This window comes from Methylobacterium sp. CM6257 (genome assembly GCF_054611515.1).
Map to the genome: position 1 here is coordinate 2,503,406 of NZ_CM137735.1, position 26,716 is coordinate 2,530,121.

Consider the following 26,716-nt stretch of genomic DNA (forward strand, 5'->3'; position numbering starts at 1 on the left):
GGTTCCAAGTGCCGCGGCGGGTCAGAACGGACCGGCTCCGCCCAGGCAGGCCTCCGCCAAGGCACCGCCGCAGACATCGTTGAACCGGCCCGGGGCGGCGGCTGCGCCACCGCCGATCCCGGCACCGCCGGCCGCCCCACCGCCGGACCGGGCCACGCTCGCCGCCTGGACCGTGTCGAGATCCCGGGCCGTCGTCGCGCCTGCGACGGCAGCGATCCCGGCCCCTCCCGCCCCGATCCCGCTCGCGATCGTCGTCCCGGATAGCGGGGACGTCGGTCCGGTGCTCAGGCTCGCGGCAAGCCCACTCCCGCCGCCGAAGCCGAAGCTTTCGAAGGCGTAGCCCGCCGTTCCGTTCGCGCCCAGGCCCGCGGCATTGCCCATCACGCCTCCGAGCCCGGTCGGTCCGCCCGACGCGAGGGACACGGTGGGAGTTACGCCCGTGCTGAGGCCCGGGGCGACGCTCGATCCGGGCCCGAGCCCCGTCGTCCGGAAGGACGACGCCACGGACGAGGCCGCGTTGGCGTTCGTGTTCAGGCTCGTGGCGAGGGCCGATCCGCCCCCGAGGCCGATCCTGCCGGCCGCCGACGACAGGACGCTTCCCGAGATCGAACCGCGGGCCGCGCTCGACGAGGTGCCGAAGCCGCTGCGCGTCCCAGTGGCGCCGATCGTAGGACCGGTTCCGGCTGCGCCGCGCGGCATTCCGATGACACCGGCGCCTCCGGTGGTCCCGGATCCTGAGAGGCCGGGCTGGCCCGTGCCGAGCCCGGTCCCGAGGCCTGTACCACTCGGCACTCCGATGCGACCGCCGCCAGCGCCGCTGAGGCTGAGCTGACCGGCATTCACGAGACCGCCGGTCTGCGCCGACAGGGTCGGGAAAGGACCGGTGGTCGTGCCGCCCCCGAGACTGAGCTGTCCAGGATTGGCAATCGGCGTGATCGGCTCCAGCGAGGCCGAGTTGGGCACCGTCGCGGTGGCCGACAGGCTCTGGGCCGAGGCCGGGAGGGCGATCGGGGCGAGCAGGGCAGCGGCGAGGAGGGCCCGCATGACAGTCTCCGCAGGATGGGCTGTCGGGGGCCAACGGAGCCGATCCGGGCGGGTTCCGGCAGCCCTCGGCCGCGGACGGCCTTCATGCTGCCGGAAAGGCAGTGTGGTCTCACGGGCTGATCCGCCCCAACCTGCGATCGTGCCGTTGCCCGAACCCTTCGCCCCAGGCTTGCGCCGCGCCGGCTGGCTCGCCGGCCTGCCGGCGCTTGCGCTGGTCTGGGCGAGCGCGACCCTCTATGCCGCCCCGCAGATCGCCGACCGGCTTGTGGCCGAGGGCACTTCGGTGGCGGCCAGCACCGCCATCGCGACCGGCGAGCCCTGGCTGCGCCTGGAGGCCCGAGGCCGCGACCTCCTGGCGGCCGGGGAGGCGCCGGATGTCGGCGAGCGCGAGACCGTTCTGTCCCGCCTGGCCGCCCTGGAGGGTCCCCGACGCATCGTCTCGGCGATCGGCCTCGTCGAGACCGCCGCACCGTTCGAGTGGGCGGCGATCCGCACCGGGCCGAACCGGGTCACCCTGGAGGGCAGCCGCCCGGTGGAGATCGGCCGGCGGGCGCTGGAGGCGCGGATCACCGGCGCGCTGAGCCCCGGTACCAGCCTCGACGACACCGCCAGGGCCGCTCGGGGCGCGCCACCGGATTTCCCGAGTGCGGCGGCGTTCCTGGCAGCGCGGCTCTCAGGGCTCGCCAAGGGTGGCCGGGTGTCGCTCAGCGACACGGTCCTCAGCCTGTCCGGCGAGGCCCTGGACGTACCGGCCTACGAGGCGTTACGGGCCGCCCTGTCGGATCCGCCGGCGGGGTTCAGCGTCGGGCGGATCGAGATCCTGCCACCGCTGGTGGCGCAGTACCGGTTCGCCGTGGAGAAGACCGCCCGCGGGATCGTGCTCGACGGCTACGCGCCCTCCGCGGCGGACCGGGAGGCGGCCCTGCACGCCGCCACCGAAGCGGCGGCCGGCGGCACTGTGGAGGACCGGCTGCGCGCCGCCCGGGGCCTCGACCCGGCGATCGACCCGAAGGGCCTGATCGCCTTCGCGTTCCGGCTCGCCGAGTTGGTCCACTCCGGCAGCGTCGCCTTCGCGGACGGGGCGATCTCGGTGACGGGCGACGCCATCGACGGGCAGGCGATTCCCGACGCCCAGGCGCTGATGCGCGACGCGCGGCCCGCCGGCGTGAAGGCCGGGACGGTGGCGCTGACGGCGCGACCGCTCTCGCCCTACCGGGTGACGATCCGCCGGACGGCGGACGCGGTGACGCTCACCGGCCACCTGCCGGATAGCGCCACACGGGAGCGGGTGCTCGACGCCCTGAGGCCCCGGCTGTTCCGCGAGCCCGTGATCGACCGGACCCGGCTCGCCGATGGGGCGCCCCCGGATCTCGGGGTCGCGCTCAGTGCCGCCGCGCCGCTGGTGGTGAGCCTCGCCGCCGGCGAGGTGGACGTCTCGGACCGCGCCCTGACCCTGACCGGCGAGAGCCTCTACCGCGAGGCCGCCGCCCGCATCCCCGAGCGGCTGGCCGCGGCGCTGCCGCCCGGCTGGACCGGGCAGGCGGCGGTCTCCGCCCGCCAGCCGGCGGAGCAGCACGATCCGGAGACCTGCCGCGTGGATTTCGAAGCGGCCATCGCGGGGGCGGATCTGCGCTTCCCGACGGGCAGCGCCATCCTGGGCCCGTCCTTCTACCCCGTTCTCGACGCGCTCGCCGCCCTGGCCAAGACCTGCCCGGCTTTGCGCATCGCCGTCTCGGGCCCCGCCGACCCCGCCAAAGCGCCGCCGACTCCGGCCGCCGGCCCGGCCCCGGGGGAGGGTGCCGCCGAGCCGACCCACGTCGCCAGCGCGGCCAAGCCGGAGGCACCCACCACGCCGGCTTCCAAGAGTTCGGCCAAGCCCGAGAAGGCGCCGGCCAAGGCGTCTGCCAAGGACGCGGCCAAGTCGGACAAGTCCAAGGACGCCGCCAAACACGGCAAGGCGCCGCCGAAGAAGCCCGCGGAGGCTCCCGACGAGCCGCCGCCGGACCTGCCGCACCTGCGCGCGCAGGCGGTGGTGGAGTATCTGCTCCAGGCCGGCGCCCGGCCGGATCAGGTCAGCGCCGGGCCGGACGGGCCGGCTGGACCCGTTACCTTCGCGCGGCTGCCGTGAGGTCCCGCCGATCCGCCGCGCGCCCGCCTGCCGGGCCGCGCCCATCTGCGCGTGAGGATCGCGCCCGCAGGGAGGCCGCACGGCCGTGACGCTGCTGCTCGCCGGATTCTGGCCCGGGCTCGCCGGGGCGGCCGCGCTCGGCCTCGTGGTTGGGGCGCTGGCCGGCTGGCCGGCCCGGCCCGCCATGCCGCTGGGCCTCGTGCTTCTCGCGGGGCTCCTGGGATCGGCGGCCTTCTCCGGGCTGGTGCCGGGCCTGCCCGGCCTCTGGCTGGACGGCGCCGGCCTGATCTTGCCCCCCTATCTCGCGGGCTGCGCCTTCGGAGCGCTGGGGCGACATCTGGCCTCCCGCTCCTGACCGCCGGACCCGCGGCAGCCCGGGAACCGACGCGGACCCTGCCGGCGTTGCATCTGCACGACAGGCCCGAGAGGCCCTCCCGAAGCAGACGAGGCCGCCATGCCCAGGAGTGATCGAAGTCTCCATCCCACGAAGTGCCGCACCGCTCTCCGCCTGCCGCGCCCCCGCGCCGGCGCCGCCGCCACCGGCCTGTTCCTGGCCGCCCTCGCGCTCTCGGCCGCGACAGTGCCTCTGACCGAGCCGACCGACGCCACCGCCTCCACCGGCCCGCAGACCGCCCAGGCCCGCTGACCGGGCCGCGACGCGACGTGCCGCCTGCCCCAAATGGTTGGATTCACGGGCGGCCACGCGCGCCTCTCCCTCCCGAGGCTTCCGAATTCACAGACCGACACCGATGACACGGCTTCAGGAGCCAGCGCGGGTCCCCTCTCCCGCACGGGAGAGGGGGTCTGTCGCGTCCGTCGCGCGCCGATGCGTGAACACCGAGTCCGCAGAGCGGGAGAGCGGGTGCGTGTGACGCCGGGGTCACCGACCCTCGCGAGCCCCCGTGATCCCGAAGGACGTGCGCGAACCGCGTCCCCCAGGCAACCCGTACCCGCTCCCGGCTGTTGTTCGCCCGGGCCGATGGTCGGGCCCCGGGGGAGACGCGCATGGGACTGCTCGAATCGGCGATCGGCGGCGTACTCGGTCAGGTGTTCGGCGGGCAGAAGCAGGGGGCCGGCGGGATGTCGCCCCTGGTGAAGGCCCTGCTGATGCTGCTGCTGGCCAAGGGCGCGAGCGGCGGGTTCGGCGACATCTTCGGCCGCGGCCGGCAGGGCGAGCCCGGCCCCGAGGCCGACCGCTCCGGCGGCGCCGGCCCCTACGGGCGCGATCCCGGCCAGCACCCCGCCGATGCCGGCGGTCGGCGGCGCGAGGAAGACGGCGGCGATATCGGCGGCTGGGACCAGTATGGCGGCCGCCGCGACAGCGGTCCGGACGCGACCGTGGACCCGTCCCTGCCGCCCGGCGATTTTTCGGACCTGTCCGGCATGCTCGACGGCCCCGGCGACGCCCCGGCCCCGAGCCGCGCCGCCCCGGAGGGGCAGGGGGATCTCGGCGGCCTCGACGGGTTGGTGGACCGGTTCCGCCAGGGGGGCATCGGCGACGTGATCGAGTCCTGGATCGGCCACGGCGCCAACCGTCCGGTGGCCCCGGACCAGCTCGCCCGGGCGCTGGGCCCGGACACGGTGGATACCCTCCAGCAGCAGACCGGGATGGACCGCGAGACACTCCTGTCCCAGCTCGCCCAGGCTCTGCCGGAGGTGGTGCACGCGCTCACCCCGCAGGGGCGGCTGCCGGGCGAGGAGGAGAGAAGAGGGTGGTGAACACCCTACCTCGGGTCCGGAATCGCGCTTAAACCAGCCACCCAAGACACGCGCGATTACTACAGAAATTGTTTGCTAGACAAGCAAAAGGCCTAAGCGGACCCAGCCGCTTAGCAATATATGAATAAAGGAAACTAGACCCGCCGCATCACCAAGCTGGCATTCGTCCCACCGAACCCGAACGAGTTCGACAGCACCACGTCCACCTGCTTCCGCTTCGCCTCAAACGGCACGAGGTCGATCTTGGTCTCGACGGAGGGATTGTCGAGGTTGAGCGTCGGCGGGATGACGTTGTCGCGCAGGACGAGGATCGAGAAGATCGCCTCGACCGAGCCGGCGGCGCCCAACAGGTGGCCCACCGAGCTCTTGGTGGACGACATGGTGGCATTCGCGGCGGCGTCGCCCAGGAGGCGCTCCACGGCCTTCAGCTCCAGCTCGTCGCCCATGGGCGTCGAGGTGCCGTGGGCGTTGATGTAACCGATCTCGGCGGGCGAGATGCCGGCGCGCTTCACCGCGGCGCTCATGCAGCGGAAGGCGCCGTCCCCGTCGGGCGACGGGGAGGTGATGTGGTAGGCGTCGCCCGAGAGGCCGTAGCCCACCACCTCGGCGTAGATCTTGGCGCCACGCGCCTTGGCGTGCTCGTATTCCTCCAGCACCACGATGCCGGCGCCCTCGCCCATGACGAAGCCGTCGCGGTCGCGGTCGTAGGGACGCGAGGCTTTTTCCGGCGTGTCGTTGAAGCCCGTGGACAGGGCGCGGCAGGCAGAGAAGCCCGCGATGGAGAGGCGGTTCACCGGCGATTCGGCACCGCCCGCCACCATCACGTCGGCGTCGCCGAGCGCGATCAGGCGGCTCGCATCGCCGATGGCGTGGGCGCCCGTGGAGCAGGCCGTGACCACGGCGTGGTTCGGGCCCTTGAGGCCATGGGCGATTGAGACCTGGCCGGAGGCGAGGTTGATGATCCGGCCCGGGATGAAGAACGGCGAGATCCGCCGCGGGCCCTTCTCGTGCAGGGTCACGGAGGCGTCGTAGATGCCGCCGATGCCGCCGATGCCGGAGCCGATCAGCACGCCGGTGGCGCACTGGTCCTCGTGGCTCTTCGGCGCCCAGCCGGCATCCTTCAGGGCCTCGTCGGCCGCCGCCATGGCGTACACGATGAACGGATCGACCTTGCGCTGCTCCTTGGGCTCCATCACCGCGTCGGGGTTGAAGGTGCCGTCAGTGCCGTCGCCGAAGGGGATCTGGGCCGCGATGCGGCAGGGCAGGTCGGCGGCTTCGAAGCCGCGGATCGGGCCGGCGCCGCTGTCGCCCGCGATCAACCGGCTCCAGGTGTGCTCCACTCCGCTGCCGAGCGGCGTGACCATCCCCAGACCCGTGACCACCACCCGCCGCATAGCAACCGTCCCGTCTTGAAGCGCGTCGCCGCCGACATCGGCGGCACGGGGCCCGTCCGGGGCCGGCGCGCATCCTGAACAACCGATTGAGGCAGGATCCGGTCCGCCCTGGGGCGGACGCGGCTCCGAGCCTCGAAACGCATAACGGCGCGGGGGCTGTTTCGCCTCACCCGCGCCGCGTAAAATCAGATCCGGCGCCTCAGGCGGCGGAGTTCTTCTCCAGGAACTTCACCGCGTCACCGACCGTCTGGATGGTCTCGGCCGCGTCGTCCGGGATCTCAACGTTGAACTCCTCCTCGAAGGCCATCACCAGCTCGACCGTGTCGAGGCTGTCGGCACCGAGGTCGTCGATGAAGTTGGCGCTCTCGACCACCTTCTCGGGCTCCACGCCCAGGTGCTCGACGACGATCTTCTTCACGCGCTCAGCGATATCGCTCATCGGTCTTCCGTCCTCGTCCTTCTGGTCTGTCAGTCTTCTCGGGGTGGGGCCGTGACCGCGTCGCGCCCCTTCGGGCTTGTTGACGGGCCGGTGTCCGATCGCGCGTGCTTCGAGGTGAACCGGCGAGGTGAACCGTGATGCCCCCGCCGGGAGGCCTTGGACTGAAAACTCGCTGAACCGTCAACCCCCTGTGCGGCTGCGGGGGGTTGGTAGCACAGGGCTCCCGCCCTGGCGAGGCCCGTTCAGAAACCCTTCATGGGTGTGGCGTTTGCGTGCCGGAGCCCCTGATTCGCCAACGGCCAAGATCAGTATAGATGCGCTAGTACATTGCCATGCCGCCGTTCACGTGGAGCGTATGGCCCGTGACGTAGCCCGCCTCGGTGGAGGCGAGATAGATGCAGGCCGCCGCGACCTCCGCACCCTCGCCGAGGCGCCCGGCCGGCACGCGCGCCAGGATGCCCTCGCGCTGCTTCTCGTTGAGGGCGTCGGTCATGGGCGAGCTGATGAAGCCCGGCGCGATGCAGTTGACCGTGATTCCCCGGGAGGCGACCTCTGCGGCAAGCGCCTTGGTCATGCCCACGAGACCGGCCTTGGCGGCGGCGTAGTTGCCCTGGCCGGGATTGCCGGTGCTGCCGACCACGGAGCCGATATTGACGATCCGCCCGGACCGGCGGCGCATCATGCCCTTCACGGCGGCCCGCGACAGGCGGAAGGCGGCGGTGAGGTTGACGGCGAGCACCTGCTCCCACTCCTCGTCCTTCATCCGCATGAAGAGGTTGTCGCGGGTGATTCCGGCATTGTTGACCAAGATGTCGAGCGGGCCGACCGCGGCCTCGGCTGCCGGGACCAGTCCCTCCACCGAATCCTTGTCGGAGAGGTCGGCCACCACCGGGCTCGCGCGCTCGCCGAGTTCGGCCGCCAGCGCCTCGAGGGCCGCCTGCCGCGTGCCCGACAGGGCGACGGTCGCGCCCTGAGCGTGCAGCGCTCGGGCGATCGCCTGGCCGAGACCGCCGGTCGCGCCGGTGACGAGGGCCTTGCGGCCGGTGAGATCGAACATGCTGGGATCCTCTGCAATCAAAGTGCGAAGGCCGCGACGTCCGCGGGCGTGCCGATCGCGGTGGCCGAGGCCTGCGGCGCGATGCGCTTGACGAGGCCGGTGAGCACCTTGCCGGCTCCGAGTTCGTAGAACCGGTCGACGCCGGAGGCGGCCATCGCGGCGACGCTCTCGCGCCAGCGCACAGTGCCGGTGACCTGCTCGACCAGGGCCTTGCGGATCGCCTCCGGCTCGGAGACCGGGGCGGCCGCGACGTTGGCATAGAGGGTGACGCGCGGCGCCGTCAGGGTGACGGCAGCGAGCGCCCGGGCCATGGCCTCGGCGGCGGGCGCCATCAGGCGGCAATGGAACGGCGCCGAGACGTTGAGCATCACGGCGCGCTTGATCCCGCGGCCGGTGGCGATGCCGATGGCCCGCTCCACGGCCGGCCGGTCGCCCGAGAGCACCACCTGGCCGCCGCCATTGTCGTTGGCCACGTCGCAGACCGCGCCATCGGCGGCCTCCTCGGCCACCGACCGTGCGGTTTCGAGATCGGTTCCGATCAGCGCCGCCATGGCGCCCGCGCCCGGCGCCACCGCCTCCTGCATGGCCTCGCCGCGCAGGCGCAGCAGCTTGGCGGCGTCGGCGATGGACAGGCTGCCGGCGGCCGCCAGCGCCGCGTATTCACCGAGGGAATGGCCGGCCACGCAGGCTACGTCGCGGGCGAGGTCGAGGCCGCGCTCTGCCTCCAGGACGCGCAGGACCGCGAGGCTCGCCGCCATCAGCGCCGGCTGGGCATTGGCGGTGAGAGTCAGCTCCTCGGCTGGGCCCTCGAACATGAGCCGCGACAGAGGCTGGTTCAGGGCGGCGTCGATCTCGTCGAGCACGGACCGGGCCTGGGGGAACGCCGCCGCGAGGTCCCGCGCCATGCCGACCGCTTGGCTGCCCTGGCCGGGAAAGATGAGTGCGCGCATGGTTCGTCTTGTCGCTCTCGCGGTGCGACGCGCGAACGCCGCCCCTGTCGGCTTGAAACCCTGGAATGAGGGGCGCGCACTCGCACCCGCGGCGGCGGGTGTCAACAATGCGCCGCACAATCCCGCATGCCGGACGTCCACCGGACGCGCGGCCCGCGCAACCCGCTGTGCTTGTTGCACAACGGCATCCGGTGTAGAGTGACGTCATACCCGACATCATCCGTCGCTCAAGCCCAAGGAGCCGCCCCGCATGGCGCGCGTCACCGTCGAAGACTGCATCGAGAAGGTCGAGAACCGCTTCGAACTCGTCCTGCTGGCGAGCCACCGGGCGCGCCTCCTCGCCGCCGGCGCCCCGCTCACCGTCGACCGCGACCGCGACAAGAACCCCGTCGTGGCCCTGCGCGAGATCGGTGACGAGACGATCACGGCCGACGACCTCAAGGAGCAGTTGATCCACTCGATGCAGAAATACGTCGAGGTGGACGAGCCCGAGGCCGAGACCGTGCCGCTGCTGTCGAGCTCGCCGGCCGCCGCCGCCGTGGCGCCGCAATCCTCCAGCGACGATTCGGCGGTCCAGTTCGACCGCATGAGCGAGGAGGACCTCCTGCGCGGCCTCGAGAACCTCGCTCCGCCGGTCGAGACCGACGACGAGGGCGAGTGAGTCCAGACGCGTGGGCCTCGACGCGCACGACCTGACCGAGACCGGACCCGGCGGAGACGCCGGGTTCTCTCGTTCCAAGGTCGACGCGGTCGCACCGGGCGCTTTTCCCCCGCCGGGGGCTGGCGCAGGCGCGCCGGCTGCGGAACAATCGCGCGTGATCCCGCGCCCGCGCACCAACCAGGAGCCGACCCCGTCCCGGCGGATGATGCGCCAGTACGAGCTCGTCGAACGGGTCAAGCGCTATAATCCGGCCGCCGACGAGGCGCTGCTGAACCGCGCCTACGTGTACGCCATGCAGGCGCACGGCACGCAGAAGCGCGCCTCGGGCGACCCGTTCTTCGCCCATCCGCTCGAAGTCGCGGCGATCCTGACCGACCTGCATCTCGACGACGCCACCATCGTGGCCGCGGTCCTGCACGACACCGTGGAGGACACCGAGGCGACGCTCGAGGAGATCCGCCGACTGTTCGGGCCGGAGATCGGCGCACTGGTCGACGGGCTGACCAAGCTCAAGCGGCTCGACCTCGTCTCCAAGCAGGCGGCGCAGGGCGAGAATTTCCGCAAGCTGCTGCTCGCGGTCGCCGCGGACGTGCGCGTGCTGCTGGTCAAGCTCGCCGACCGCCTGCACAACATGCGGACCCTCCAGCACATGCGCGACGACAAGCGTCGCCGCATCGCGCAGGAGACGCTGGACATCTACGCGCCGCTCGCCGGCCGCATGGGCATGCAGGAGTTGCGCGAGGAGCTGGAGGATCTGGCTTTCCGCAACCTGGAGCCGGACGTCTACGCCACCATCACGCAGCGGCTGACGCGGCTCACCGCCAAATCCGAGAGCGTGGTCGAGACTATCGCGCAGGTGCTCACCGAGAAGCTCGCCGCCCGGGGGATTACCGCGGAGGTGAGCGGCCGGCAGAAGCGGCCGTTCTCGATCTGGTCGAAGATGGAGCGCAAATCGGTCGCCTTTGAGCAGCTCTCCGACATCTTCGGCTTCCGGGTGGTCGTGGAGAGCGTGGAGGAGTGCTACGCCGCCCTCGGCATCGTCCACACCAGCTGGCCGATGGTTCCGGGCCGGTACAAGGACTACATCTCGACGCCGAAGCAGAACGATTACCGCTCGATCCACACCACGGTGATCGGACCGAAGAGCCAGCGCGTCGAGCTGCAGATCCGCACGCGGGCCATGGACGAGATCGCCGAATACGGCATCGCCGCGCACGCCCATTACAAGGAACTCGGCAAGGAGCTGGCCAAGGAGCCGGGGCGCAGCGAGGGCAGCATCCACCCGCGCCTGGCGGCCGAGAGCGGCGCCTACCAGTGGCTGCGCCGGACCATCGAGCTGCTTGCCGAGGGCGACAGTCCCGAGGAGTTCCTCGAGCACACCAAGCTGGAGCTGTTTCAGGACCAGGTGTTCTGCTTCACCCCGAAGGGCCGGCTGATCGCGCTCCCCCGGGGCGCGACGCCGATCGACTTCGCGTACGCGGTCCACACCGACGTCGGCAACACCGCGGTGGGGGCCAAGATCAACGGCCGGATGGCGCCGCTGCTGCACGAGCTCGCCAACGGCGACGAGGTCGAGATCAGCCGCTCCGACGGGGCCTCGCCACCGGCCGCCTGGGAATCCCTGGTGGTGACCGGCAAGGCCCGGGCGGCGATCCGGCGGGCGACCCGGGCCGCCGTGCGCCGCCAATATGCCGGTCTCGGCCGCCAGATCCTGGACCGGGCCTTCGAGCGCGCCGCCAAGACCTTCTCGGAGGACAAGCTGCGGGGCGCCCTGCCGCGGCTCGCCCGCGCGACAACCGAGGACGTGTTCGCCGCCGTGGGGCGCGGCGAGATGTTTTCCGGCGACGTGGTCCGGGCCGTCTATCCGGACCACCGCGACGAGCGCCGCCCGTCCGCGCCCCAGGGAGCCCCGAACGGCGCCGGCCGCCTTGTGCGCTCGGCCGACCAGACGATGCGGCTCACCTTCCCGGGCACCGAGGGCAAAGCCGAGGACCGGAGCGACGCGATCCCGATCCGCGGCCTCGCCGGCGACTTGCCGGTGACCTTCGCGCCGAACGGCGGCGCAGTCCCGGGAGACCGGATCGTCGGCATCCTGACACCGGGGGTCGGCGTCACCGTCTACCCGATCCAGTCCGCCGCTCTGGCCGCCTTCGACAACGAGCCGGAGCGCTGGCTCGACGTCCGCTGGGACACGGAGGCGCTCGGCGGCGAGCGCTTCCCCGCCCGGCTGGCGCTCAAGTCGATCAACGAGCCGGGCGTGTTCGCCCAGATCGCCCAGGTGATCGCCGACCATGACGGCAACATCGACAACATCTCGATGAAGCGGCGCACCCAGGACTTCACCGACATCACCATCGACCTGTCGGTCTGGGACCTTCAGCACCTGAACGCGATCATCGCTGAGCTGCGCGGCAAGCGCCCGGTCAACAGCGTGGAGCGGGTGAACGGCTGAGTTCGTCCGACAGACAGGACGGATCTCAGGTTTACGCGATCGACTTCGTCAATGCGTCCCAATTTCCTTGGAAGACGCGCCACGACCGACCATTCCGCTCCGACGCACCGTGAGAACACGGTCTTGAAGAGCACAATTCTTCGGTTGTGCTTGACAAGAGCACGTTTGGGACGAATGGTCGGCCGGCTTGGGCGACGGTCGCGGACGAAGACCGAGCTTTTTCGCCCTGGATTGCAAACCTTATCAACGACCGACCGCGGCGATCCGCCGACGGCCTCATTGGCCGGGCACTGGCCGTTTCATCAGACGATTTCCCATCACCCCGTATTGTTCAGGATTCGAACTGTCCATGACAGCGACCCAGCGCAGCGCCATCTTTATTGACGGCGCGAACCTCTACGCCACCACCAAGGCCCTCGGTTTCGACATCGACTACAAGAAGCTTCTCAAGGAATTTCAGTCCCGCGAGAACCTGCTGCGCGCGTTCTACTACACCGCAATGATCGAGGATCAGGAATATTCCTCCATCCGCCCGCTGATCGACTGGCTCGACTACAACGGCTACCGCGTCGTGACAAAGCCCGTGAAGGAGTTCACGGATTCGATGGGGCGGCGGAAGTACAAGGGCAACATGGACATCGAGCTGGCAATCGACGCCCTCGAGCTGAGCGCCCATATCGACCACATGATCCTGTTCTCGGGCGATGGCGATTTCCGCTCGCTGGTCGAGGCGATGCAGCGGCGCGGCGTCAAGGTCACGGTGATCTCCACCATCCAGACCCAGCCGGCGATGATCTCCGACGAGTTGCGGCGGCAGGCGGACGAGTTCGTCGATCTCGCGAGCCTCGCGGGCCGGATCGGGCGCGACCCGGGAGAGCGGCCGGTCCGGGCACCCGGCGAGGCCCCGAGCCGCTACCGCGGCGAGGGCCGGTCGAACCCGGGTCTGGAGAACCGCTACGGCATCCGCCAGCCGGAGGCCGAGGAGGAGTAATCCTTCAGGCGCCCGGTCGGCCGAGCCAGTCGAGGACCTGACGGGCGCTCTGGTCGGGCGGGAAGACCGGGTAGAAGACGCGGCTGACCACACCGTCGTCGATCACCAGGGTGAGGCGACGCAGCAGCACCTGCCCGCCGGCCTCGAAGACCGGCAGGCGCGCGGCCATCGCGAAGGCCCGGTGCGGGTCGGCGAGCAGCGGAAAGGGCAGGTGCAGGCGCTCGGCCGCCTCGCGCTGGTAGGCGCTCGTCTGGGTCGAGAGCCCGTAGACCTGGGCGACGCCGCGCGCCTTCAGGGCGGCGTGGTGATCGCGGAAATCGCAGGCTTGCGGCGTGCAGCCCCGCGCGCCGGGGATCGCATCCCAGTCGGGCGTGAGACCCGGCTTTCCCGGCTCGCCCGTACGCGGATAGGCGTAGGCCACCGTGCGGCCGGGCAGCCGCGCCAGCGAGACCGTGCTCCCGTCCGTGGCGGTGAGTGCCACGTCGGGCAGCCGCATGCCCCGCAGGTGGCCGGCCGCACCGTCGTCGGCGGGGACCGGCAGGCCGGCGGGCAGAACGTCTTGGTCAGGCTGCATGGCGCGCTCCTCTCGCTTCACGATCGCGGATCGTAACGCCAGCCAATACCTGTCCGGATCATCGCGCGATCACGCCAGCGCGACAGAAATCCGAACCTCACCCTCATCCTGAGGTGCCGGACGCAGCGGAGGCCTCGAAGGAGCCCTCCAGGGAGCGCAACGCCTTCTGGAGCCCTCCTCCGAGGCCGTTGACGCGGCACTCAGGATGAGGTCGAGGGTCGGAGATCCGAGTCAAACCGGCTTTCGGAAGATGCTGTGTCGCCCCCCGCCTCCGGCGCCTAACCCCGATCCCGCAGCAGCCGCGCCCGGTCGCGCTGCCAGTCGCGCTCCTTGACCGCCTCGCGCTTGTCGTGGGCCTGTTTGCCCTTGCCCAGGCCCAGCTCGACCTTCGCGCGGCCCTTGTCGTTGAAGTAGATCTTCAGCGGCACCACCGTGTAGCCTTGGCGCTGGGTCGCACCGATCAGCTTGTTGATCTGGCGGCGGTGCAGCAGCAGGCGGCGCGGGCGCTTGGTGTCGTGGTTGAAGCGGTTCGCCTCCAGGTATTCCGGGATGTAGGCGTTGAACAGCATCAGGTCGTTGCCGGAGGGGCCGGCATAGGCCTCGCCGATCGTCGCCTTGCCGCCGCGCAGCGACTTCACCTCGGTGCCGGTCAGCGCGATGCCGGCCTCGAGCGTATCCTCGATCGCGTAGTGGAAGCGCGCCGCGCGGTTATCCGCGACGACACGCCGTCCGGGCTCCGGTTTCGGGGCCATGCGGGTGCCTCTCAGTCGACCAGGAGCCCGGCGTGCCGGAGGGCGTCGTCCACGATGCGGCGCGTGGGCTCGGTCACCGGCACCAGCGGCAGGCGCAGCTCCTCCTGCATGTGGCCGAGCCGGGACAGCGCGTACTTCACCGGCGCCGGGTTGGCTTCGGCGAACAGTCCGCTCTGGAGCGGGTACAGCTTGTCCTGGATGGCCAGCGCCTTGGCATAGTCGCCCGACAGCGTCGCTTCCTGGAGGTCGGCGCAGAGGCGGGGCGCGACATTCGCCACCACCGAGATGCAGCCGTGGCCGCCTTGTGCATTGTAGCCGAGGGCCGTCGCATCTTCGCCCGAAAGCTGGATGAAGCTCTCCCCCATGGCCTGTCGCTGCTGGCTGACGCGGTCGATCTTGGCGGTCGCGTCCTTCACGCCGGCGATGTTCTTCAGTTCGAAGAGCCGGGCCATCGTCTCGACGCTCATGTCGATGACGGAACGTGGCGGGATGTTGTAGATGATGATCGGGATACCCACCGCATCGTTGACGGCCTTGAAGTGGGCGTAGAGGCCCGCCTGCGTCGGCTTGTTGTAGTACGGCGTCACCACCAGGACGGCGTCGGCCCCGGCACGCTCGGCGTGCTGCGCCCGCTCGACGGCCTCCGCGGTGGAGTTGGAGCCTGCGCCCGCCACGACCGGCACGCGCCCGCCCGCCTCGTCGATGCAGGCCTCGACCACCCGGTCGTGCTCGGCATGGGTGAGGGTCGGGCTCTCACCGGTGGTACCGGTGGGCACGAGGCCGTGGCTGCCCTGCTCGATCTGCCAGCGCACGAATTTCCGGAAGGCGGCCTCGTCGAAGGCTCCGTCGCGGAAGGGCGTCACAAGCGCGGTGAGCGAGCCCCGCAGGCGGCTCCCGGTCATCTCGGTCATCTCAGGCGTCCCAAAGGGTCCCAGCTGGGATTTCGGCGGTCTCGGCGCCGCGCGTGGTCCGCACCGTACGGGCGCGGACGGGCAGACATAGGCGGTCGCGCCACGGCGCGCAAACAGATCGTGGCGACGGTTAACGCGATCTTAATGGTCGAGCCGCGATCCTCGACCTTTCCCGCTCCGGTGATCAGTAGGGGGGAATCGTGATTCGATCCGCGGCCTCACATCCGGCCTCGAAGCGCACGTCCCTCACCGCCGCCGCGCTGATCGCCACCGTCGGCGTCGCGCTGGCGGGCCAGATCGGCCCGGAGGCGCCCGCGACGCAGCCCGCGCCGCCCGCGAGCGATGCCGCCCTGTCGACCGCCCAGGTTGGGGGCGCGGAGGCCGAGAAGGCCGCCAACCCGGTCGCGGCCGACGCCCTGAAGCTCGATCCGGCCCACGCGGCCGGAGGCGACGACAAGGGCGAGGAACCCGCCCGGACGCTGCCCGCCGCGGCCTCGGCCTACGCCTCCGCCGACCCGGACGCCGCCGTGGCCTTCCCGCTGCCCGACGCCGCCGTCACTCCGGCGGCCCCGGTGCCGGAAGTGCCGGACCCGGCCCGTCCGAAGATCTCCGGCGACACCGATCCGACGCTCCTGCGCGGGGCAATCGACCTCTACCGCAAGGGTCGGGTCGCCGACGGCGACCGGATGCGTGACGGCTTCACCGACCCGGCGGCGAAAGCGCTGCTCGAATGGGTGGCGATCCGCGCGGGCGCTGGAATCGGCTTCAACCGCACGGTCGCCTTCGCCCGGGCCAATCCGGACTGGCCGGCCGGCCCCCTGCTGCGCCGCCGGGCCGAGGAGGCGCTGCTCTCCGAGCGGAAATCCCCCGCGACGGTGCGTGCCTATTTCGCCACGTCGAAGCCCGTGAGCGCGCCGGGCAAGTTCGCCCTGGCCCTGGCGCTGCGCGCCGACGGCTACGAGGCGGATGCCGCTGAGATGGTGCGCGACCTCTGGCGCTCTGAGAGCTTCGGGCGCACCCTGGAGGGCAAGGTGCTCGACGCCTTCCCGAACGTGCTCAACCGGATCGACCACCGGTACCGGATGGAGCGGGCGCTCCTGAAGGACGACTGGGAGAGCGCGGGCCGGGCGGCCGGCTACGCGGGCGGCTCCTATGCCAGCCTCGTGCGCGCCCGGCGGGCCGTGGAAGACAAGTCCTCGGGGGCCGCCGCCGCGCTCGCCGCGGTGCCGCCGTCGCTGCGCAGCGACGCCTCCTACATCTTCTCCCGGGCCCAGTACTTCCGCCGGGCCGACAAGCCCGAGGCGGCGGCCGCCGTGCTCGCCGCGGCGCCGAGCAACCCGGACGTTCTGGTCGACGGCGACGAGTGGTGGGTCGAGCGGCGGATCGTGGCGCGCAAGCTCCTCGACCTCGGCGACGCCAAGACCGCCTACACGGTGGCGAGCGGCCACGCGGCGCGCACGCCGGAGAAGCGGATCGAGGCCGAGTTCCACGCCGGCTGGATCGCCCTGCGCTTCGCCGGCGATCCGGCCAGCGCCGCGCAGCACTTCGCCCGGATGGCGACCATCGCGGAGAGCCCGATCTCCGTGGCGCGGGCCGCCTACTGGCAGGGCAGGGCGGCCGAGGCGCTGGGTCAGAAGGACGAAGCGAAGCGCTTCTACGAGCAGGCGGCCCTCCAGCCGATCGCCTATTACGGGCAGGTGGCCCGGGCACGCCTCGGCCAGACCAGCCTGCCCCTCCGGGCGCCCGCGGATCTCGAAGGGGCCGAGCGGCAGGCCTTCGAAGGGCACCTCTATATCCGGGCCCTCCGCCTTCTCGGCGAGGCCGGGATCAAGGAACTGGCGCTGCCGCTCTACATCGATGCGGCCCGGGAGCTCTCCGACCCCCGCGAACTCCAGGCACTCGGCGATCTCGCCACCGACATGAAGGATGCCCGCGCCCTGGTGGCGATCGGCAAGCTGGCGGTCCAGCGCGGCCTTCCACTCGACGCCCACGCCTACCCGACGATCGGGATCCCCACCTACGAGACCTTCACGGCTGTCCCGCAGGTGGAGCGGGCCATGGTCTACGCCATCGCCCGGCAGGAGAGCCAGTTCGATCCGCGGGCGCAATCCGGCGTCGGAGCCCGGGGTCTGATGCAGATGATGCCGGCCACCGCCCAGCGGACCGCCCGCCGGGTCGCCGCCTCGTTCGACGTCGATCGCCTGACCAGCGACCCTGCCTACTGCGCCAAGCTCGGCCAGGCGCATCTCGGCGAGCTGATGGAGGATTGGCGGGGCTCCTACGTGCTGGCCTTCGCGTCCTACAACGCGGGCGGCGGCAACGTGAAGAAGTGGATCGACGCCTACGGCGATCCGCGCAGGGCCGGTGTCGACGTGATCGACTGGGTGGAGCGTATCCCCTTCACCGAGACGCGCAATTACGTGCAGCGGGTCATGGAGAACCTCCAGGTCTACCGCTCGCGTCTCGACAGCCGCAGCGCCCTGCTGATCGACGGCGATCTGCACCGCGGGGCGCGGTAGGGCCGACAGTCGGCGCCCGAGCCTGCCCTGGTCGAAATCTCGGTGAAAAAACTCGGCCAATTACCGCGGCGAGAACGTAACCGGGGCGCGGCAATTGCGAAGCTTCGGATTGTGCGCGAGGTATTCGGCTCCCTAGGAGGGGGGTCGGTTCGCGTTGACCGGCCCGGTAAGGCCGTCGCTGCCGAGAGGATGCTCATGATGCGTTCGGGATTTGGATGCACCGTCATGGCCGGCGCCGCGCTGGCTTTCGTGGCCGGGCTTCCGGCCCTGGCCCAGGAGGCCTCGACGGCCGAGCAGACGATCAACGTGATGAACACGCTGTTCGGCAAGCATCCCGGCGCGCGCGCCAACCACGCCAAGGGCGTGGTCGCCGAGGGCAGCTTCACTCCGTCGGCAGAGGCCGCCACGATCAGCAAGGCCTCCCTGTTCAAGGGGCCGGCGGTGCCCGTGACGATCCGGTTCTCGGACGCCACCGGTATCCCGACCATCCCGGACGGCGCGGCCAACGCCAACCCGCACGGCCTGGCGCTCAAGTTCAAGCTCAGCGACGGTTCGGAGATGGACGTCGTCACCAACGCGCTGAAGTACTTCCCCGTCGCCACCGGCGAGGAGTTCCGCGACCTCCTGAAGGCGGTCGCCGAGAGCGGCCCGCAGGCCCCCCATCCGACCGCGCTGGAGCGTTTCGCCGCCGCCCACCCGGCCGCCGCCACGGCGGGCGCGACCGCCAAGACCCCGTCGAGCCTCGCCCGGCAGACCTACAACGGCGTCAACGCCTTCATCTTCGTCGACGCGAACGGCAAGCGTCAGCCGTTCCGTTTCCGCATCGAGCCGGTGCAGGGCGAGGAGATTCTGTCGCCCGAGGACGCGGCCAAGCGCGATCCGAACTTCCTGATGGCGGAGATCGGCCCGCGCGTGGTCAAGGAGCCGGCGAAGTTCCGCGTGCTGGCCCAGCTCGCTGCACCGGGCGACCCGACGAACGACGCCACCAAGCCCTGGCCCGACGACCGCAAGACGGTCGATCTCGGCACCCTGACGGTGACCAAGGTCGTGCCGGACAGCGCCGAGGCCGAGAAGGCGCTGCTGTTCATGCCCAACAACCTCACCGACGGCATCGAGGTGTCGGATGATCCCCTGATCGACGCCCGCGTTCAGGCCTACGCGGTCTCGTTCAGCCGCCGCTCGCAGTAGCGCAGCGCGCGAGGAGGCCCGCTGATGCGGGCACCTCAGCATGAGGGCGTCGGTGGGAGTGCCGGTCCAGGGGCGGAGCGATCAGCGGGTCGTGCCGGCCGCCGGGGCGGACGGAGCCTTCGCGCCACTCGGCTGCCCCTTGCTCTCGACGGAGCCCGTGCGGGCCCCGCCCTGCGTGGCGCCGGTACCCGATAGGCCGCCGGCGCCCATGCTTTTCGTGGACGCGCCGGCGTCGTTGCGTCCGCCGGCCGGTATCTCGCTGCCCTTGCCATCCGCGGCGTCGGCGATTCCCGCAAGGCCGGCGAAGATCGCGGCGGCCACCAGGATCGTGCGATGGGGTGCTGTCACGTGGCCTCCGGTTGATCATGCGACCCAGGCGGGCCCGCCGGACCAACCGGGCGCGCCCGGGAGCGTTCCCGCAGGACGGGCCGGCCCCGCATCTATCCCGCGTCGCGGAACCCCATCGCGGCAGCGCGCCGGCCGCGACGCTCGGCGGGGTCCTGGAACACGCCCGACCACAGGCCGAGGCGCCGCCCCCAGGCCCGGTCGGCGGCGGCCGCGTAGCCCGGCGCAGCCTCACGGTCGGGCAGGGCCAGACCCCGCGCCACCATCCAGGCCGCGAGATCCTCGTCGCCGATCCGGCAGAAGCCCACGATCGCATCGCCGGCTTGGCCTTGGCGCGGCTCACAGGCGACGGCGGCTCCGCCGATATGGTCGGCGAGCGCCCGGGCTGCGTCGCGGCCGCAGGCATAGGTCCGGTCCTGCGCATCCGAGCAGGTCTGGTCGGCATCCGGTGCGGCGATGCCGAACAGGCTGACGCGGCTCTGGCCGACGACGAGCGTTCCGCCATCGATCACCCGGGCCGGCCCGCGCAGGGGCTCCGCGGCACGGACCGGGGTGTGCCAGGCGAGACCGCCCGCCAGGAGGCCAGCGAGGAGGGGCAGGCGCGAGCGGCCGGCCTTGTCGTCCGGGCAGAGCACGGCGCCGGCAAGGCCGGCCGCGCAGGCGAGGAGGGCTCCGATGATAAGGGACATGGTCTCAGGTCTCCGGGAGAGGTATGGGTCTCCTTCTGCCGGAGCCCCGCCTCGCGATCCTGACGGCGCCTGTCAGCGTCCCGTCAGGCCGATCGGCCTATCCCCGCCCGCATGACCGCCTCGCGCCGCGCCGCCACGCTCTGCCTGCTCGCCGCCCTCGCCGGAATCGGCCTGCCCGCACGCGCCTCGGAGGATGCCGACCGCGCCCGCCGCGCCCTGGAGAAGGGCGAGATCCGCCCCCTCGACGATGTTCTGCGCGCAGCCCGCGAGGCCGCGCCGGGCGACGTGGTGTCGGTCGATCTCAAGCACGACGAGGGGCATTGGCTGTACAAGCTGCGCATCCTCGGCGCCGACGGGAAGCGCAGGACCGTGAAGGTCGATGCCGGCTCGCTGAAGATCCTGGACGAGGACGACGATGATTGAGGGGAGGGGCCGACCGTGCGCGTCCTAGTCGTCGAGGACGAGCCGCGCATCGCCGCCGACGTCAAGCACGGCCTGGCGATGGCCGGCTACGTCGCCGACGTGGTGACGGACGGCGAGACCGCATGGTTCCGCGCCGAGACCGAGCCCTACGACGCGATGGTGCTCGATCTCGGCCTGCCGCGCCTCGACGGGCTCGGGGTGCTGCGCCGGCTCCGCGCGGCCGATGTGGCCCTGCCGGTCCTGATCCTGACGGCCCGGGACGGCTGGCGCGAGCGCGTCGAGGGCATCGATGCCGGCGCCGACGACTACCTCGTCAAGCCGTTCCGCATGGAGGAGCTGGTGGCGCGGCTCCGGGCGATCCTGCGGCGCACCGCCGGTCACGCCTCGCCGGTGCTCCGGGCAGGCGCCGTGGAACTCGACACCCGGACCCGCGCGGTGAGCGTGGCGGGTCAGCCCACCGAGCTGACCGCCCTCGAATACCGCCTCCTCGCGTTCCTGCTGCACCGTCAGGGGCAGGTGGTGCCGGCGGGCGAGCTGCTCGACCATCTCCACGGAGTCGGAACCGAGCGCGAGGCCAACGCCCTGGAGGCCCTCCTGACCCGCCTGCGCCGCAAGCTCGGGCCGGGGGTGATCGAGACCCGGCGCGGCCACGGCTACATCGTGCCGGCCGTGGCCGGCCCGTGAGGCGCGATTCGCTGCGCCTCCGGCTCGGCGTCGCGGCGGCGTCCCTCATCGCCCTGGCGCTGCTGCTCGCCGGCGCCGGCCTCACCGTGATCCTCGACCGGGTGCTCGACGCGCGCACCGCCGACGAGCTGGACCGAACCGCCAAGCTCATTGCCGGGCGGGTCGGGCTCGCGCCGAACGGGAGCCCGACCCTCTCGCGCGAGCCCCCGGACCCGCGCTTCGCCACGCCCTATGGCGGCCTGTACTGGCAGGTGGAGGCGGGGACGCACGTCCTGCGGTCACGCTCGCTCTGGGACAAGAGCCTCGACCTGGGCCGGGCCGGGGAGGGCGCGCAGGGTCCGGCGACCGTCAATGCCACCGGCCCGGACGGGGGCCGCCTCATCGCGGTCGTGCGACCGCTGGAGATCGGACCGCGGGGTGCCGAGACCGGGCTGAGAGTCACCGTGGCGGAAGACCGGCGCAGCCTCGCGGCGAGCCGGGCGACCTTCCTGCGCCTCCTGGTTCCGGCCCTGATCGCCTTGTTCATCGTCCTGACCCTCGCGATGTGGCTGTTCGTGCACCGGGCACTCGCCCCGTTCCGGCTGCTGCAGGCGGATCTCCTCGCCGTCCATGCCGGGACCCGGACCCGGCTACCCGAGCACTTTCCCGACGAAGTCCGGCCGCTGGTGGCGGACCTCAACCGGTTGCTGGACGCGCAGGAGCGGGCCCTGGTCCGCGCCCGGGACGCGGCCGCCGACATGGCCCACGGCCTCAAGACCCCGCTCGCGGTCCTCGACGCCCTCGCGCGGCGGACCGGGCCGGCCGATCCGGGCCTGTCGGCCGAGATCGCCGAACAGGCGCGGGCGATGGGCGGTCAGGTGGAGCGGGCGCTGGCCCGGGCGCGGATCGCCGCCGCCGGCGACCTGCGGCGGCGCTCCTGCAGGGTCGCCCCGGTGGCGGAGCGCCTCGTAGCGACCCTGCGACGGCTGCCGGAGGGCGACTCCCTCGACTGGACGGTGGCGGTGCCGGATTCGCTCGCCTATCCGGGGGAGGAGGGCGAGCTGATGGAGGTGCTGGGCAACCTCCTCGACAATGCCCGCAAATGGGCGCACCGGCGGGTTCGGGTCTCGGGTGAAGCGGATCCCGGGACGCTGCGTCTCACCGTGGAGGATGACGGCCCGGGCATGGGCGCGGCGGCCATCGCGGGCATCGGCCGCGGCCAGCGCTGGGACGAGAGCCGGCCTGGCACCGGCTTCGGCATCGCCATCGCCCGCGACGTCGCCGAGGCCGCGGGCGCGCGGCTCGCATTCGGGCGCTCGGAGATGGGCGGATTGCGCACCACGCTGAGCTGGCCCGAGATGTCGGGCGCCCGGTGATCGGCGCCAAACCGGCTCAACGCCGCGGCGTCGCGATCCCTTCCGCCGGGCTGCTGAGGCGCATGAGCAACGCGCTCAGGCTTCGGGCGCAGGCCTCCGTGCTGCGGCGCTCCGTGGCGATCGTCAGGTCCGGCCGCTCCGGCGCCTCGTAGGGCGCGGAGACACCGGTGAAGCCCGGGATCCGGCCGGCCCGCGCCAGCCGGTACAGACCCTTGGGATCGCGGGCCTCGCACAGGCCGAGCGGCGTATCGACGAACACCTCCAGGAACGGGATGTCGCCAGCGATCCGCCGGGCCAGGGCGCGGTCGGCGCGGTCGGGCGAGATCAGCGAGACGATCACCACGGCGCCCGACTCGGCCATCAGGCGGGCCACCTCGGCCGTGCGCCGGACGTTCTCGGAGCGGTCCGCGGGCGAGAAGGCGAGGTCGGCGTTCAGCCCGTGACGGAGGTTGTCGCCGTCGAGGACGGCGCTGTGCCGGCCGGCGGCGACGAGGGTCCGGTCGGCCGCGGCCGCGAGGGTCGACTTGCCGGCACCGGACAGGCCGGTCAGCCACGCGATCACCGGCACCTGGCCGAGGCGCGCCCATCGCTCCTCCCGGGGCTGGAGGGGATGCCACGTCACGCGGCTCGAAGGGGCGCCGGTCGGGATCTTCTGCGAGACGCACATATCCACCGCCTGGGGCACCATCGTCCGCGGACGCGGCTGCCGGTTGCCGGAAATCGATGCGGGATCAGAGGCTCGGGCCGGCCCGCTAGGGCACACGCCAAGCCGGGTAGCCGATGACGTCACCGAGGCGCTCCTTGACCTCCTCCAGAAGGTAGGCCGTCCGCTGCCGCCACGCGGGCGGGGCTCGGAAGGCGGCATGCGCGGCCGCCGCCCGCACCAGATCATCGACCGCCGCTTCCGCCTCTGGCGCGATCGGCCCCGCGGCAAGCTCGTTCGGGGGTGCCGCGGGGGCGGACTCGACGACGGCGTCCCAGGATTGGCCCCAGCAGGCGGCGGCGAAGCGCGTGTTCGAGGCGGCGTATCGCGCTGCGACGCGGGCCAGTCCCTCGGGCGCGTCGCCGCGGAACCGGTCCGCATCGAGCCCGCGCGCCCAGGCCCAGTCGTCGAAGAAATGGCCGAGTCGCCGAGGATGGCCGGTCACCTGCCGGTGGACGCCGAGCCGATAGAGGCGACGCGAAGCCTCGACCGCGATCGGCCCCGAACTCCGGTTCGTGCGGTACTCGAGGTCCGCCGGCACCAGCAGCGGCGCGAGGCGAGTGCCGAGGTCCAGTCCGTCGATCAGGCGCCGCAGGAGCGGCGCATCGGCGCGGCGGTCGCGGACCGGAACGGCGACGACCCGCCCCGCACAAGCCCGGCGCCAGGGATCGAGCCGTGCATCGTAATCGTAGCGCCCGGACGAGCCCTCGTACCGCAGGAACCCACGGAACGTCCGCCCCTCGAAGACGACTTGCGTCCTCAGGGCGTAGGCGGAGGCGAGCTGCTCGGCCTGCGGCTTGACCACGAGCGCCGCCTCCATGGCGAAGCCGTAGCGCGTGAAGATGGCTGCCAGGATTTCCGGGACGCGCCACCAGGGTCGCTGCACGGCGAAGTCCTCGTAGGAGAGGAGGAGCGTGTCGGCCTCGGTGTCGGCGAGGATCGTGTCCAGGCGTGCGAGGGCATCGCGGCGCTCGGCGGCCGGCCGGCGCCGGTCCAGCGCCTGGCCGAGCCGGTGATGATTGACGTCGGAGCCCTCCGGGGAACCCGGCGGGGCGAGCTTCGGGTAGCAGATCCCGACCGAGGCGAGCTGTGGACGCAGCCGGGCCAGCACCTCCTGGAACGAGGTCGAGCCGGTTCGCGGCATCCCGATGTGAACGATCGCGCGACGCACCTGTGCTGTCGACCTCGCTGGACTTCGTGATTACGGCAAGATCTCAGCCCGGCAGAGCACAGCCCACGACCCCAGCGTGGCCGCACATGTCTCGAGCAAGACAAAGCCAAATCCGTAATCACGGTCCGATCACGGGAACGCGACCAGAAATAGCCAAGCTTCGTTTCTGCTCTATTTCAGGACACGAGGGTGCCGAAGGACGACCTGCGGTCTGAGATCCGCTCGCCCTTCCACCGCCCTCGTCCCGAGGTGCCGGCGCGCAGCGGAGGCCTCGCAGGAGACCTCCGGTCAGCCCCGCGATCCCTGGGGCTCTCCTTCGAGGCCGCTGCGCAGCACCTGAGGATGATGTCGAGGGTTGGACAGCCGGCGCCGCGGCGCGACCGGACCCGCGCCTAGAGCGGCTGCCGCCGAAGTGGATGCCGGTTCGGCGCAGGCGAGCGCGTCAGTTCATTGCAACGCGATCGGCAACGGCTCTAGCGCCCGGCCTCCGCGCCGTCGCGCCGGAGCAGGAACACGCCCTGTGCGCCGAACAGGTTCCAGACCCACCAGGGCATCGAGAACCGCATCGGCCGGCCGCGGGCGTCGAGCGCCGTGGCATGCTCGATTCGGGCGCCGATCAGGCGGCAGAGCCCGACGAAGTCGCGTATGGTGCAGTGGTGGATGTTGGGTGTCTCCCACCACGCGTCCGGCATGATCTCGGTGATCGGCATGCGCCCGCGTAGGGCCAGCTCGGCCCGCACGCGCCAGTGCCCGAAATTCGGGAACGAGATGATCACCTGCCGACCGATGCGCAGCAGGTGTTCCAGCACCACCCGGGGATTGCGGGTCGCCTGGATGGTCTGGGACAGGACCACCACGTCGAAGGCATCGTCCGGGTAGTTGGCGAGGTCGGTGTCGGCGTCCCCCTGGATCACCGACAGGCCCCGGGCGAGGCAGGCATTCACACCCTCGCGGGACAGCTCGATCCCGCGCCCGTCGATGCCGCGGCGGTCGCGCAGGAGCGCCAGCAGCGAGCCGTCGCCGCAGCCGATATCGAGGACGCGGGCGCCCGCCGGCACGAGGCCGAGCACCACGATGTGGTCGACCCGGGCGCCGATGCCCTCGCCGGTATGGGGGAGGGCGTCCGCGCTCTCCCAGGGCGTCCCGTGCGCGGTCTTGCCGAGGACGATCTTGCCGAAGGCCATCTTGCCGGACCCGCCGCTCACAGACCGCGCGCCCGGGCGGCGGCGGCGATGAAGCCGCGGGCGGCGGAGAACATCGCGGGCTCGTCGAGCAGGAAGGCGTCGTGGCCCTTGTCGCTCTCGACCTCCACGAAGGCGACCGGCGCGGCGGCGGCGTTCAGCGCGTGGACGATCGCGCGCGAGTCGCGGGTCGGGAACAGCCAGTCCGACGTGAAGGAGATCACGCAGAAGCGGGTCTTCGTGCCCCGGAAGGCGTTGGCGAGCACGCCGCCATGGTCCTCGGCGAGGTCGAAATAGTCCATCGCCCGGGTGAGATAGAGATAGGCGTTGGCGTCGAACCGCTCGACGAAGCTCAGGCCCTGGTGGCGCAGGTAGCTCTCGATCTGGAAGTCGGCGTTGAAGGAGAAGGTCGGCGCCGAGCCGCCCTGGAAGCGGCGGCCGAATTTCCGGTGGAGCGCCGGCTCCGACAGGTAGGTGATGTGCGCACCCATCCGGGCGACGCCGAGCCCCTTGGCGGGGCGCGTGCCGGCCTCGAGGTAGCGCCCGTCCGCCCAGGCCGGATCGGCCATGATCGCCTGCCGGCCGACCTCGTGGAAGGCGATGTTCTGCGCGGAATGGCGGGCGCCCGTGGCGATCGGCATCGCGGCGAAGACGCGCTCGGGATAGAGCGCCGCCCATTGCAGCACCTGCATCCCGCCCATCGAGCCGCCGATGCACAGGAATAGGTCCCGGATGCCGAGATGCTCCAGCAGCATCGCCTGGGCCCGGACCATGTCGCGGATCGTCACCAGCGGGAAGTTCAGCCCGTAGGGCCGCCCCGTCGCCGGGTCGATCGAGGCCGGGCCGGTGGAGCCCATGCAGGAGCCGATGACGTTCGAGCAGACGACGAAGTAGCGGTCCGTGTCGATCGGCTTGCCGGGACCCACCAGGGTCTCCCACCAGCCGGACTTGCCGGTGACCGGATGGGTGTGGGCGAAGTACTGGTCGCCGGTGAGCGCGTGGCAGATCAGCACCGCGTTCGAGCGCGCGGCGTTGAGCGTGCCGGCGGTCTGGTAGGCGATCTGGAAGGGTGCGAGCTCGACGCCGGCATCGGTGAGCAGCGGCGTGTCCGCGGAGAAGCGCGCCACCGGGCTCTTCGGGTCGAGCGCCTGCGAGCGCTCGGACGCGCGCCGCGACGGCTCGTCGATCGGGTCCGGCCGCAGGGCCGTGTCCGGTTGGGTGTCCATGGCGGGTCTTAACGACCGTGTATCCGATCGGATCCGAACCGGGAGAGCACGCGATCGCCTGACGCGCCGCGCTCGCCCGACGCGGCCAGCAGGGTTGGGAGGTAATGCTCCGGGTGCCGAGCGTCAACGCGGAACGCCGGCGGCGGGCTGCGGCGCCGGC

The 26,716-nt window shown here is 71.8% G+C and carries 26 protein-coding genes; 12 read left to right on the forward strand and 14 right to left on the reverse strand.

The features are described from left to right. Positions 1–21: 21 nt before the first annotated feature. Positions 22–1,044 (reverse strand): hypothetical protein, encoded by a 1,023-nt coding sequence (locus ACYCO6_RS12375; RefSeq protein WP_459772060.1) that lies wholly within the window; start codon positions 1,042–1,044, stop codon positions 22–24. Between the two features lie 139 nt (positions 1,045–1,183). Here ACYCO6_RS12375 and ACYCO6_RS12380 point away from each other — a divergent pair, with 139 nt between their 5' ends. The 4 genes from ACYCO6_RS12380 to ACYCO6_RS12395 all read left to right on the forward strand — a co-directional run bounded on the left by ACYCO6_RS12380 (position 1,184) and on the right by ACYCO6_RS12395 (position 4,891). After that, positions 1,184–3,172: an OmpA family protein gene (locus ACYCO6_RS12380; protein WP_459773539.1), complete on the forward strand. Its 1,989-nt coding sequence runs from the start codon at positions 1,184–1,186 to the stop codon at positions 3,170–3,172. Positions 3,173–3,257: 85 nt separating this feature from the next. Beyond that, a complete protein-coding gene (locus ACYCO6_RS12385; RefSeq protein WP_459772061.1) occupies positions 3,258–3,527 on the forward strand; it encodes a hypothetical protein in 270 nt (89 codons plus the stop codon). Positions 3,528–3,626: 99 nt separating this feature from the next. Next, the gene (locus tag ACYCO6_RS12390) at positions 3,627–3,818 is read left to right on the forward strand and encodes a hypothetical protein (RefSeq protein ID WP_459772062.1); all 192 of its coding nucleotides are present in this window, start codon (positions 3,627–3,629) and stop codon (positions 3,816–3,818) included. Positions 3,819–4,177: 359 nt separating this feature from the next. Next, on the forward strand, positions 4,178–4,891 hold the full coding sequence (locus tag ACYCO6_RS12395; protein WP_459772063.1) for a YidB family protein: 714 nt from the start codon (positions 4,178–4,180) through the stop codon (positions 4,889–4,891). Positions 4,892–5,025: 134 nt separating this feature from the next. On the opposite strand, the gene fabF is transcribed toward ACYCO6_RS12395, so the two are convergent. The 4 genes from fabF to fabD form a co-directional block, all read right to left on the reverse strand. Then, on the reverse strand, positions 5,026–6,285 hold the full coding sequence (gene fabF, locus ACYCO6_RS12400; protein ID WP_459772064.1) for a beta-ketoacyl-ACP synthase II: 1,260 nt from the start codon (positions 6,283–6,285) through the stop codon (positions 5,026–5,028). 199 nt (positions 6,286–6,484) lie between these two features. Then, positions 6,485–6,724 carry an acyl carrier protein gene (locus tag ACYCO6_RS12405; protein ID WP_007559070.1) on the reverse strand — a complete coding sequence of 80 codons (240 nt, stop codon included), beginning with the start codon at positions 6,722–6,724 and terminating at the stop codon, positions 6,485–6,487. Between the two features lie 319 nt (positions 6,725–7,043). Further along, positions 7,044–7,781, reverse strand: coding sequence for a 3-oxoacyl-[acyl-carrier-protein] reductase (fabG, locus tag ACYCO6_RS12410; protein WP_459772065.1), 738 nt, complete (start codon positions 7,779–7,781; stop codon positions 7,044–7,046). A 17-nt stretch (positions 7,782–7,798) separates the two neighbouring features. Further along, the gene (gene fabD / locus ACYCO6_RS12415; protein WP_459772066.1) at positions 7,799–8,731 is read right to left on the reverse strand and encodes an ACP S-malonyltransferase; all 933 of its coding nucleotides are present in this window, start codon (positions 8,729–8,731) and stop codon (positions 7,799–7,801) included. Positions 8,732–8,981: 250 nt separating this feature from the next. On the opposite strand from fabD, the gene rpoZ reads away from it, so the two are divergent. The 3 genes from rpoZ to ACYCO6_RS12430 all read left to right on the forward strand — a co-directional run bounded on the left by rpoZ (position 8,982) and on the right by ACYCO6_RS12430 (position 12,835). After that, on the forward strand, positions 8,982–9,392 hold the full coding sequence (gene rpoZ, locus ACYCO6_RS12420) for a DNA-directed RNA polymerase subunit omega (RefSeq protein ID WP_160532711.1): 411 nt from the start codon (positions 8,982–8,984) through the stop codon (positions 9,390–9,392). A gap of 202 nt (positions 9,393–9,594) precedes the next feature. Then, complete coding sequence (locus ACYCO6_RS12425) at positions 9,595–11,844, forward strand: RelA/SpoT family protein (protein WP_459773541.1); 2,250 nt, start codon at positions 9,595–9,597, stop codon at positions 11,842–11,844. Positions 11,845–12,193: 349 nt separating this feature from the next. Beyond that, on the forward strand, positions 12,194–12,835 hold the full coding sequence (locus tag ACYCO6_RS12430) for a LabA-like NYN domain-containing protein (protein WP_459772067.1): 642 nt from the start codon (positions 12,194–12,196) through the stop codon (positions 12,833–12,835). A 4-nt stretch (positions 12,836–12,839) separates the two neighbouring features. Here the strand turns inward: ACYCO6_RS12430 and ACYCO6_RS12435 are convergent, their stop codons facing one another. The 3 genes from ACYCO6_RS12435 to dapA all read right to left on the reverse strand — a co-directional run bounded on the left by ACYCO6_RS12435 (position 12,840) and on the right by dapA (position 15,072). Continuing rightward, positions 12,840–13,409, reverse strand: a complete 570-nt coding sequence (locus tag ACYCO6_RS12435) for a peroxiredoxin (RefSeq protein WP_459772068.1) — start codon at positions 13,407–13,409, stop codon at positions 12,840–12,842. A 278-nt stretch (positions 13,410–13,687) separates the two neighbouring features. After that, entirely contained in the window at positions 13,688–14,161 is a 474-nt protein-coding gene (smpB, locus tag ACYCO6_RS12440; RefSeq protein WP_459772069.1) for an SsrA-binding protein SmpB, read from the reverse strand. A gap of 11 nt (positions 14,162–14,172) precedes the next feature. After that, positions 14,173–15,072: a 4-hydroxy-tetrahydrodipicolinate synthase gene (gene dapA, locus ACYCO6_RS12445; RefSeq protein ID WP_459772070.1), complete on the reverse strand. Its 900-nt coding sequence runs from the start codon at positions 15,070–15,072 to the stop codon at positions 14,173–14,175. 200 nt (positions 15,073–15,272) lie between these two features. Between dapA and ACYCO6_RS12450 the strand changes: the two genes are divergently transcribed. Both ACYCO6_RS12450 and ACYCO6_RS12455 read left to right on the forward strand, forming a co-directional pair. Next, positions 15,273–17,591, forward strand: a complete 2,319-nt coding sequence (locus ACYCO6_RS12450; RefSeq protein ID WP_459772071.1) for a lytic transglycosylase domain-containing protein — start codon at positions 15,273–15,275, stop codon at positions 17,589–17,591. 225 nt (positions 17,592–17,816) lie between these two features. Next, positions 17,817–18,779, forward strand: coding sequence for a catalase family peroxidase (locus ACYCO6_RS12455; RefSeq protein WP_459772072.1), 963 nt, complete (start codon positions 17,817–17,819; stop codon positions 18,777–18,779). Positions 18,780–18,860: 81 nt separating this feature from the next. On the opposite strand, the gene ACYCO6_RS12460 is transcribed toward ACYCO6_RS12455, so the two are convergent. Both ACYCO6_RS12460 and ACYCO6_RS12465 read right to left on the reverse strand, forming a co-directional pair. Continuing rightward, the gene (locus ACYCO6_RS12460) at positions 18,861–19,127 is read right to left on the reverse strand and encodes a hypothetical protein (RefSeq protein WP_459772073.1); all 267 of its coding nucleotides are present in this window, start codon (positions 19,125–19,127) and stop codon (positions 18,861–18,863) included. A 92-nt stretch (positions 19,128–19,219) separates the two neighbouring features. Continuing rightward, positions 19,220–19,813 (reverse strand): thermonuclease family protein, encoded by a 594-nt coding sequence (locus ACYCO6_RS12465; RefSeq protein WP_459772074.1) that lies wholly within the window; start codon positions 19,811–19,813, stop codon positions 19,220–19,222. A 111-nt stretch (positions 19,814–19,924) separates the two neighbouring features. On the opposite strand from ACYCO6_RS12465, the gene ACYCO6_RS12470 reads away from it, so the two are divergent. From ACYCO6_RS12470 to ACYCO6_RS12480, 3 genes are read left to right on the forward strand one after another with little or no spacing between them, the layout of a single operon-like run. Then, entirely contained in the window at positions 19,925–20,236 is a 312-nt protein-coding gene (locus tag ACYCO6_RS12470; protein WP_459772075.1) for a PepSY domain-containing protein, read from the forward strand. Positions 20,237–20,251: 15 nt separating this feature from the next. After that, entirely contained in the window at positions 20,252–20,920 is a 669-nt protein-coding gene (locus tag ACYCO6_RS12475) for a response regulator transcription factor (protein ID WP_459772076.1), read from the forward strand. After that, on the forward strand, positions 20,917–22,275 hold the full coding sequence (locus ACYCO6_RS12480) for an ATP-binding protein (RefSeq protein ID WP_459772077.1): 1,359 nt from the start codon (positions 20,917–20,919) through the stop codon (positions 22,273–22,275). Before ACYCO6_RS12475 ends, ACYCO6_RS12480 begins: the two co-directional genes overlap by 4 nt. Positions 22,276–22,291: 16 nt before the next feature. On the opposite strand, the gene cysC is transcribed toward ACYCO6_RS12480, so the two are convergent. From cysC to metX, 4 genes are all read right to left on the reverse strand, one after another. After that, positions 22,292–22,942, reverse strand: a complete 651-nt coding sequence (cysC, locus tag ACYCO6_RS12485; RefSeq protein WP_459772078.1) for an adenylyl-sulfate kinase — start codon at positions 22,940–22,942, stop codon at positions 22,292–22,294. An 85-nt stretch (positions 22,943–23,027) separates the two neighbouring features. Continuing rightward, positions 23,028–24,149 carry a hypothetical protein gene (locus ACYCO6_RS12490; protein ID WP_459772079.1) on the reverse strand — a complete coding sequence of 374 codons (1,122 nt, stop codon included), beginning with the start codon at positions 24,147–24,149 and terminating at the stop codon, positions 23,028–23,030. 473 nt (positions 24,150–24,622) lie between these two features. Next, positions 24,623–25,333, reverse strand: coding sequence for a methionine biosynthesis protein MetW (metW, locus tag ACYCO6_RS12495; protein WP_459773543.1), 711 nt, complete (start codon positions 25,331–25,333; stop codon positions 24,623–24,625). 17 nt (positions 25,334–25,350) lie between these two features. Then, the gene (gene metX / locus ACYCO6_RS12500) at positions 25,351–26,556 is read right to left on the reverse strand and encodes a homoserine O-acetyltransferase MetX (protein ID WP_459772080.1); all 1,206 of its coding nucleotides are present in this window, start codon (positions 26,554–26,556) and stop codon (positions 25,351–25,353) included. Between the last annotated feature and the right edge of the window lie 160 nt (positions 26,557–26,716).

What these genes read in the sequence shown, in the direction of transcription:
- ACYCO6_RS12375 (WP_459772060.1), bottom strand. Translation starts at nt 1,044, where the DNA reads ATGCGGGCCCTCCTCGCCGCTGCCCTGCTCGCCCCGATCGCCCTCCCG.
- ACYCO6_RS12390 (WP_459772062.1), top strand. Translation starts at nt 3,627, where the DNA reads ATGCCCAGGAGTGATCGAAGTCTCCATCCCACGAAGTGCCGCACCGCT.
- ACYCO6_RS12395 (WP_459772063.1), top strand. Translation starts at nt 4,178, where the DNA reads ATGGGACTGCTCGAATCGGCGATCGGCGGCGTACTCGGTCAGGTGTTC.
- fabF (WP_459772064.1), bottom strand. Translation starts at nt 6,285, where the DNA reads ATGCGGCGGGTGGTGGTCACGGGTCTGGGGATGGTCACGCCGCTCGGC.
- ACYCO6_RS12405 (WP_007559070.1), bottom strand. Translation starts at nt 6,724, where the DNA reads ATGAGCGATATCGCTGAGCGCGTGAAGAAGATCGTCGTCGAGCACCTG.
- fabG (WP_459772065.1), bottom strand. Translation starts at nt 7,781, where the DNA reads ATGTTCGATCTCACCGGCCGCAAGGCCCTCGTCACCGGCGCGACCGGC.
- fabD (WP_459772066.1), bottom strand. Translation starts at nt 8,731, where the DNA reads ATGCGCGCACTCATCTTTCCCGGCCAGGGCAGCCAAGCGGTCGGCATG.
- rpoZ (WP_160532711.1), top strand. Translation starts at nt 8,982, where the DNA reads ATGGCGCGCGTCACCGTCGAAGACTGCATCGAGAAGGTCGAGAACCGC.
- ACYCO6_RS12425 (WP_459773541.1), top strand. Translation starts at nt 9,595, where the DNA reads ATGATGCGCCAGTACGAGCTCGTCGAACGGGTCAAGCGCTATAATCCG.
- ACYCO6_RS12430 (WP_459772067.1), top strand. Translation starts at nt 12,194, where the DNA reads ATGACAGCGACCCAGCGCAGCGCCATCTTTATTGACGGCGCGAACCTC.
- ACYCO6_RS12435 (WP_459772068.1), bottom strand. Translation starts at nt 13,409, where the DNA reads ATGCAGCCTGACCAAGACGTTCTGCCCGCCGGCCTGCCGGTCCCCGCC.
- smpB (WP_459772069.1), bottom strand. Translation starts at nt 14,161, where the DNA reads ATGGCCCCGAAACCGGAGCCCGGACGGCGTGTCGTCGCGGATAACCGC.
- dapA (WP_459772070.1), bottom strand. Translation starts at nt 15,072, where the DNA reads ATGACCGAGATGACCGGGAGCCGCCTGCGGGGCTCGCTCACCGCGCTT.
- ACYCO6_RS12455 (WP_459772072.1), top strand. Translation starts at nt 17,817, where the DNA reads ATGGCCGGCGCCGCGCTGGCTTTCGTGGCCGGGCTTCCGGCCCTGGCC.
- ACYCO6_RS12465 (WP_459772074.1), bottom strand. Translation starts at nt 19,813, where the DNA reads ATGTCCCTTATCATCGGAGCCCTCCTCGCCTGCGCGGCCGGCCTTGCC.
- ACYCO6_RS12470 (WP_459772075.1), top strand. Translation starts at nt 19,925, where the DNA reads ATGACCGCCTCGCGCCGCGCCGCCACGCTCTGCCTGCTCGCCGCCCTC.
- cysC (WP_459772078.1), bottom strand. Translation starts at nt 22,942, where the DNA reads ATGTGCGTCTCGCAGAAGATCCCGACCGGCGCCCCTTCGAGCCGCGTG.
- metW (WP_459773543.1), bottom strand. Translation starts at nt 25,333, where the DNA reads ATGGCCTTCGGCAAGATCGTCCTCGGCAAGACCGCGCACGGGACGCCC.
- metX (WP_459772080.1), bottom strand. Translation starts at nt 26,556, where the DNA reads ATGGACACCCAACCGGACACGGCCCTGCGGCCGGACCCGATCGACGAG.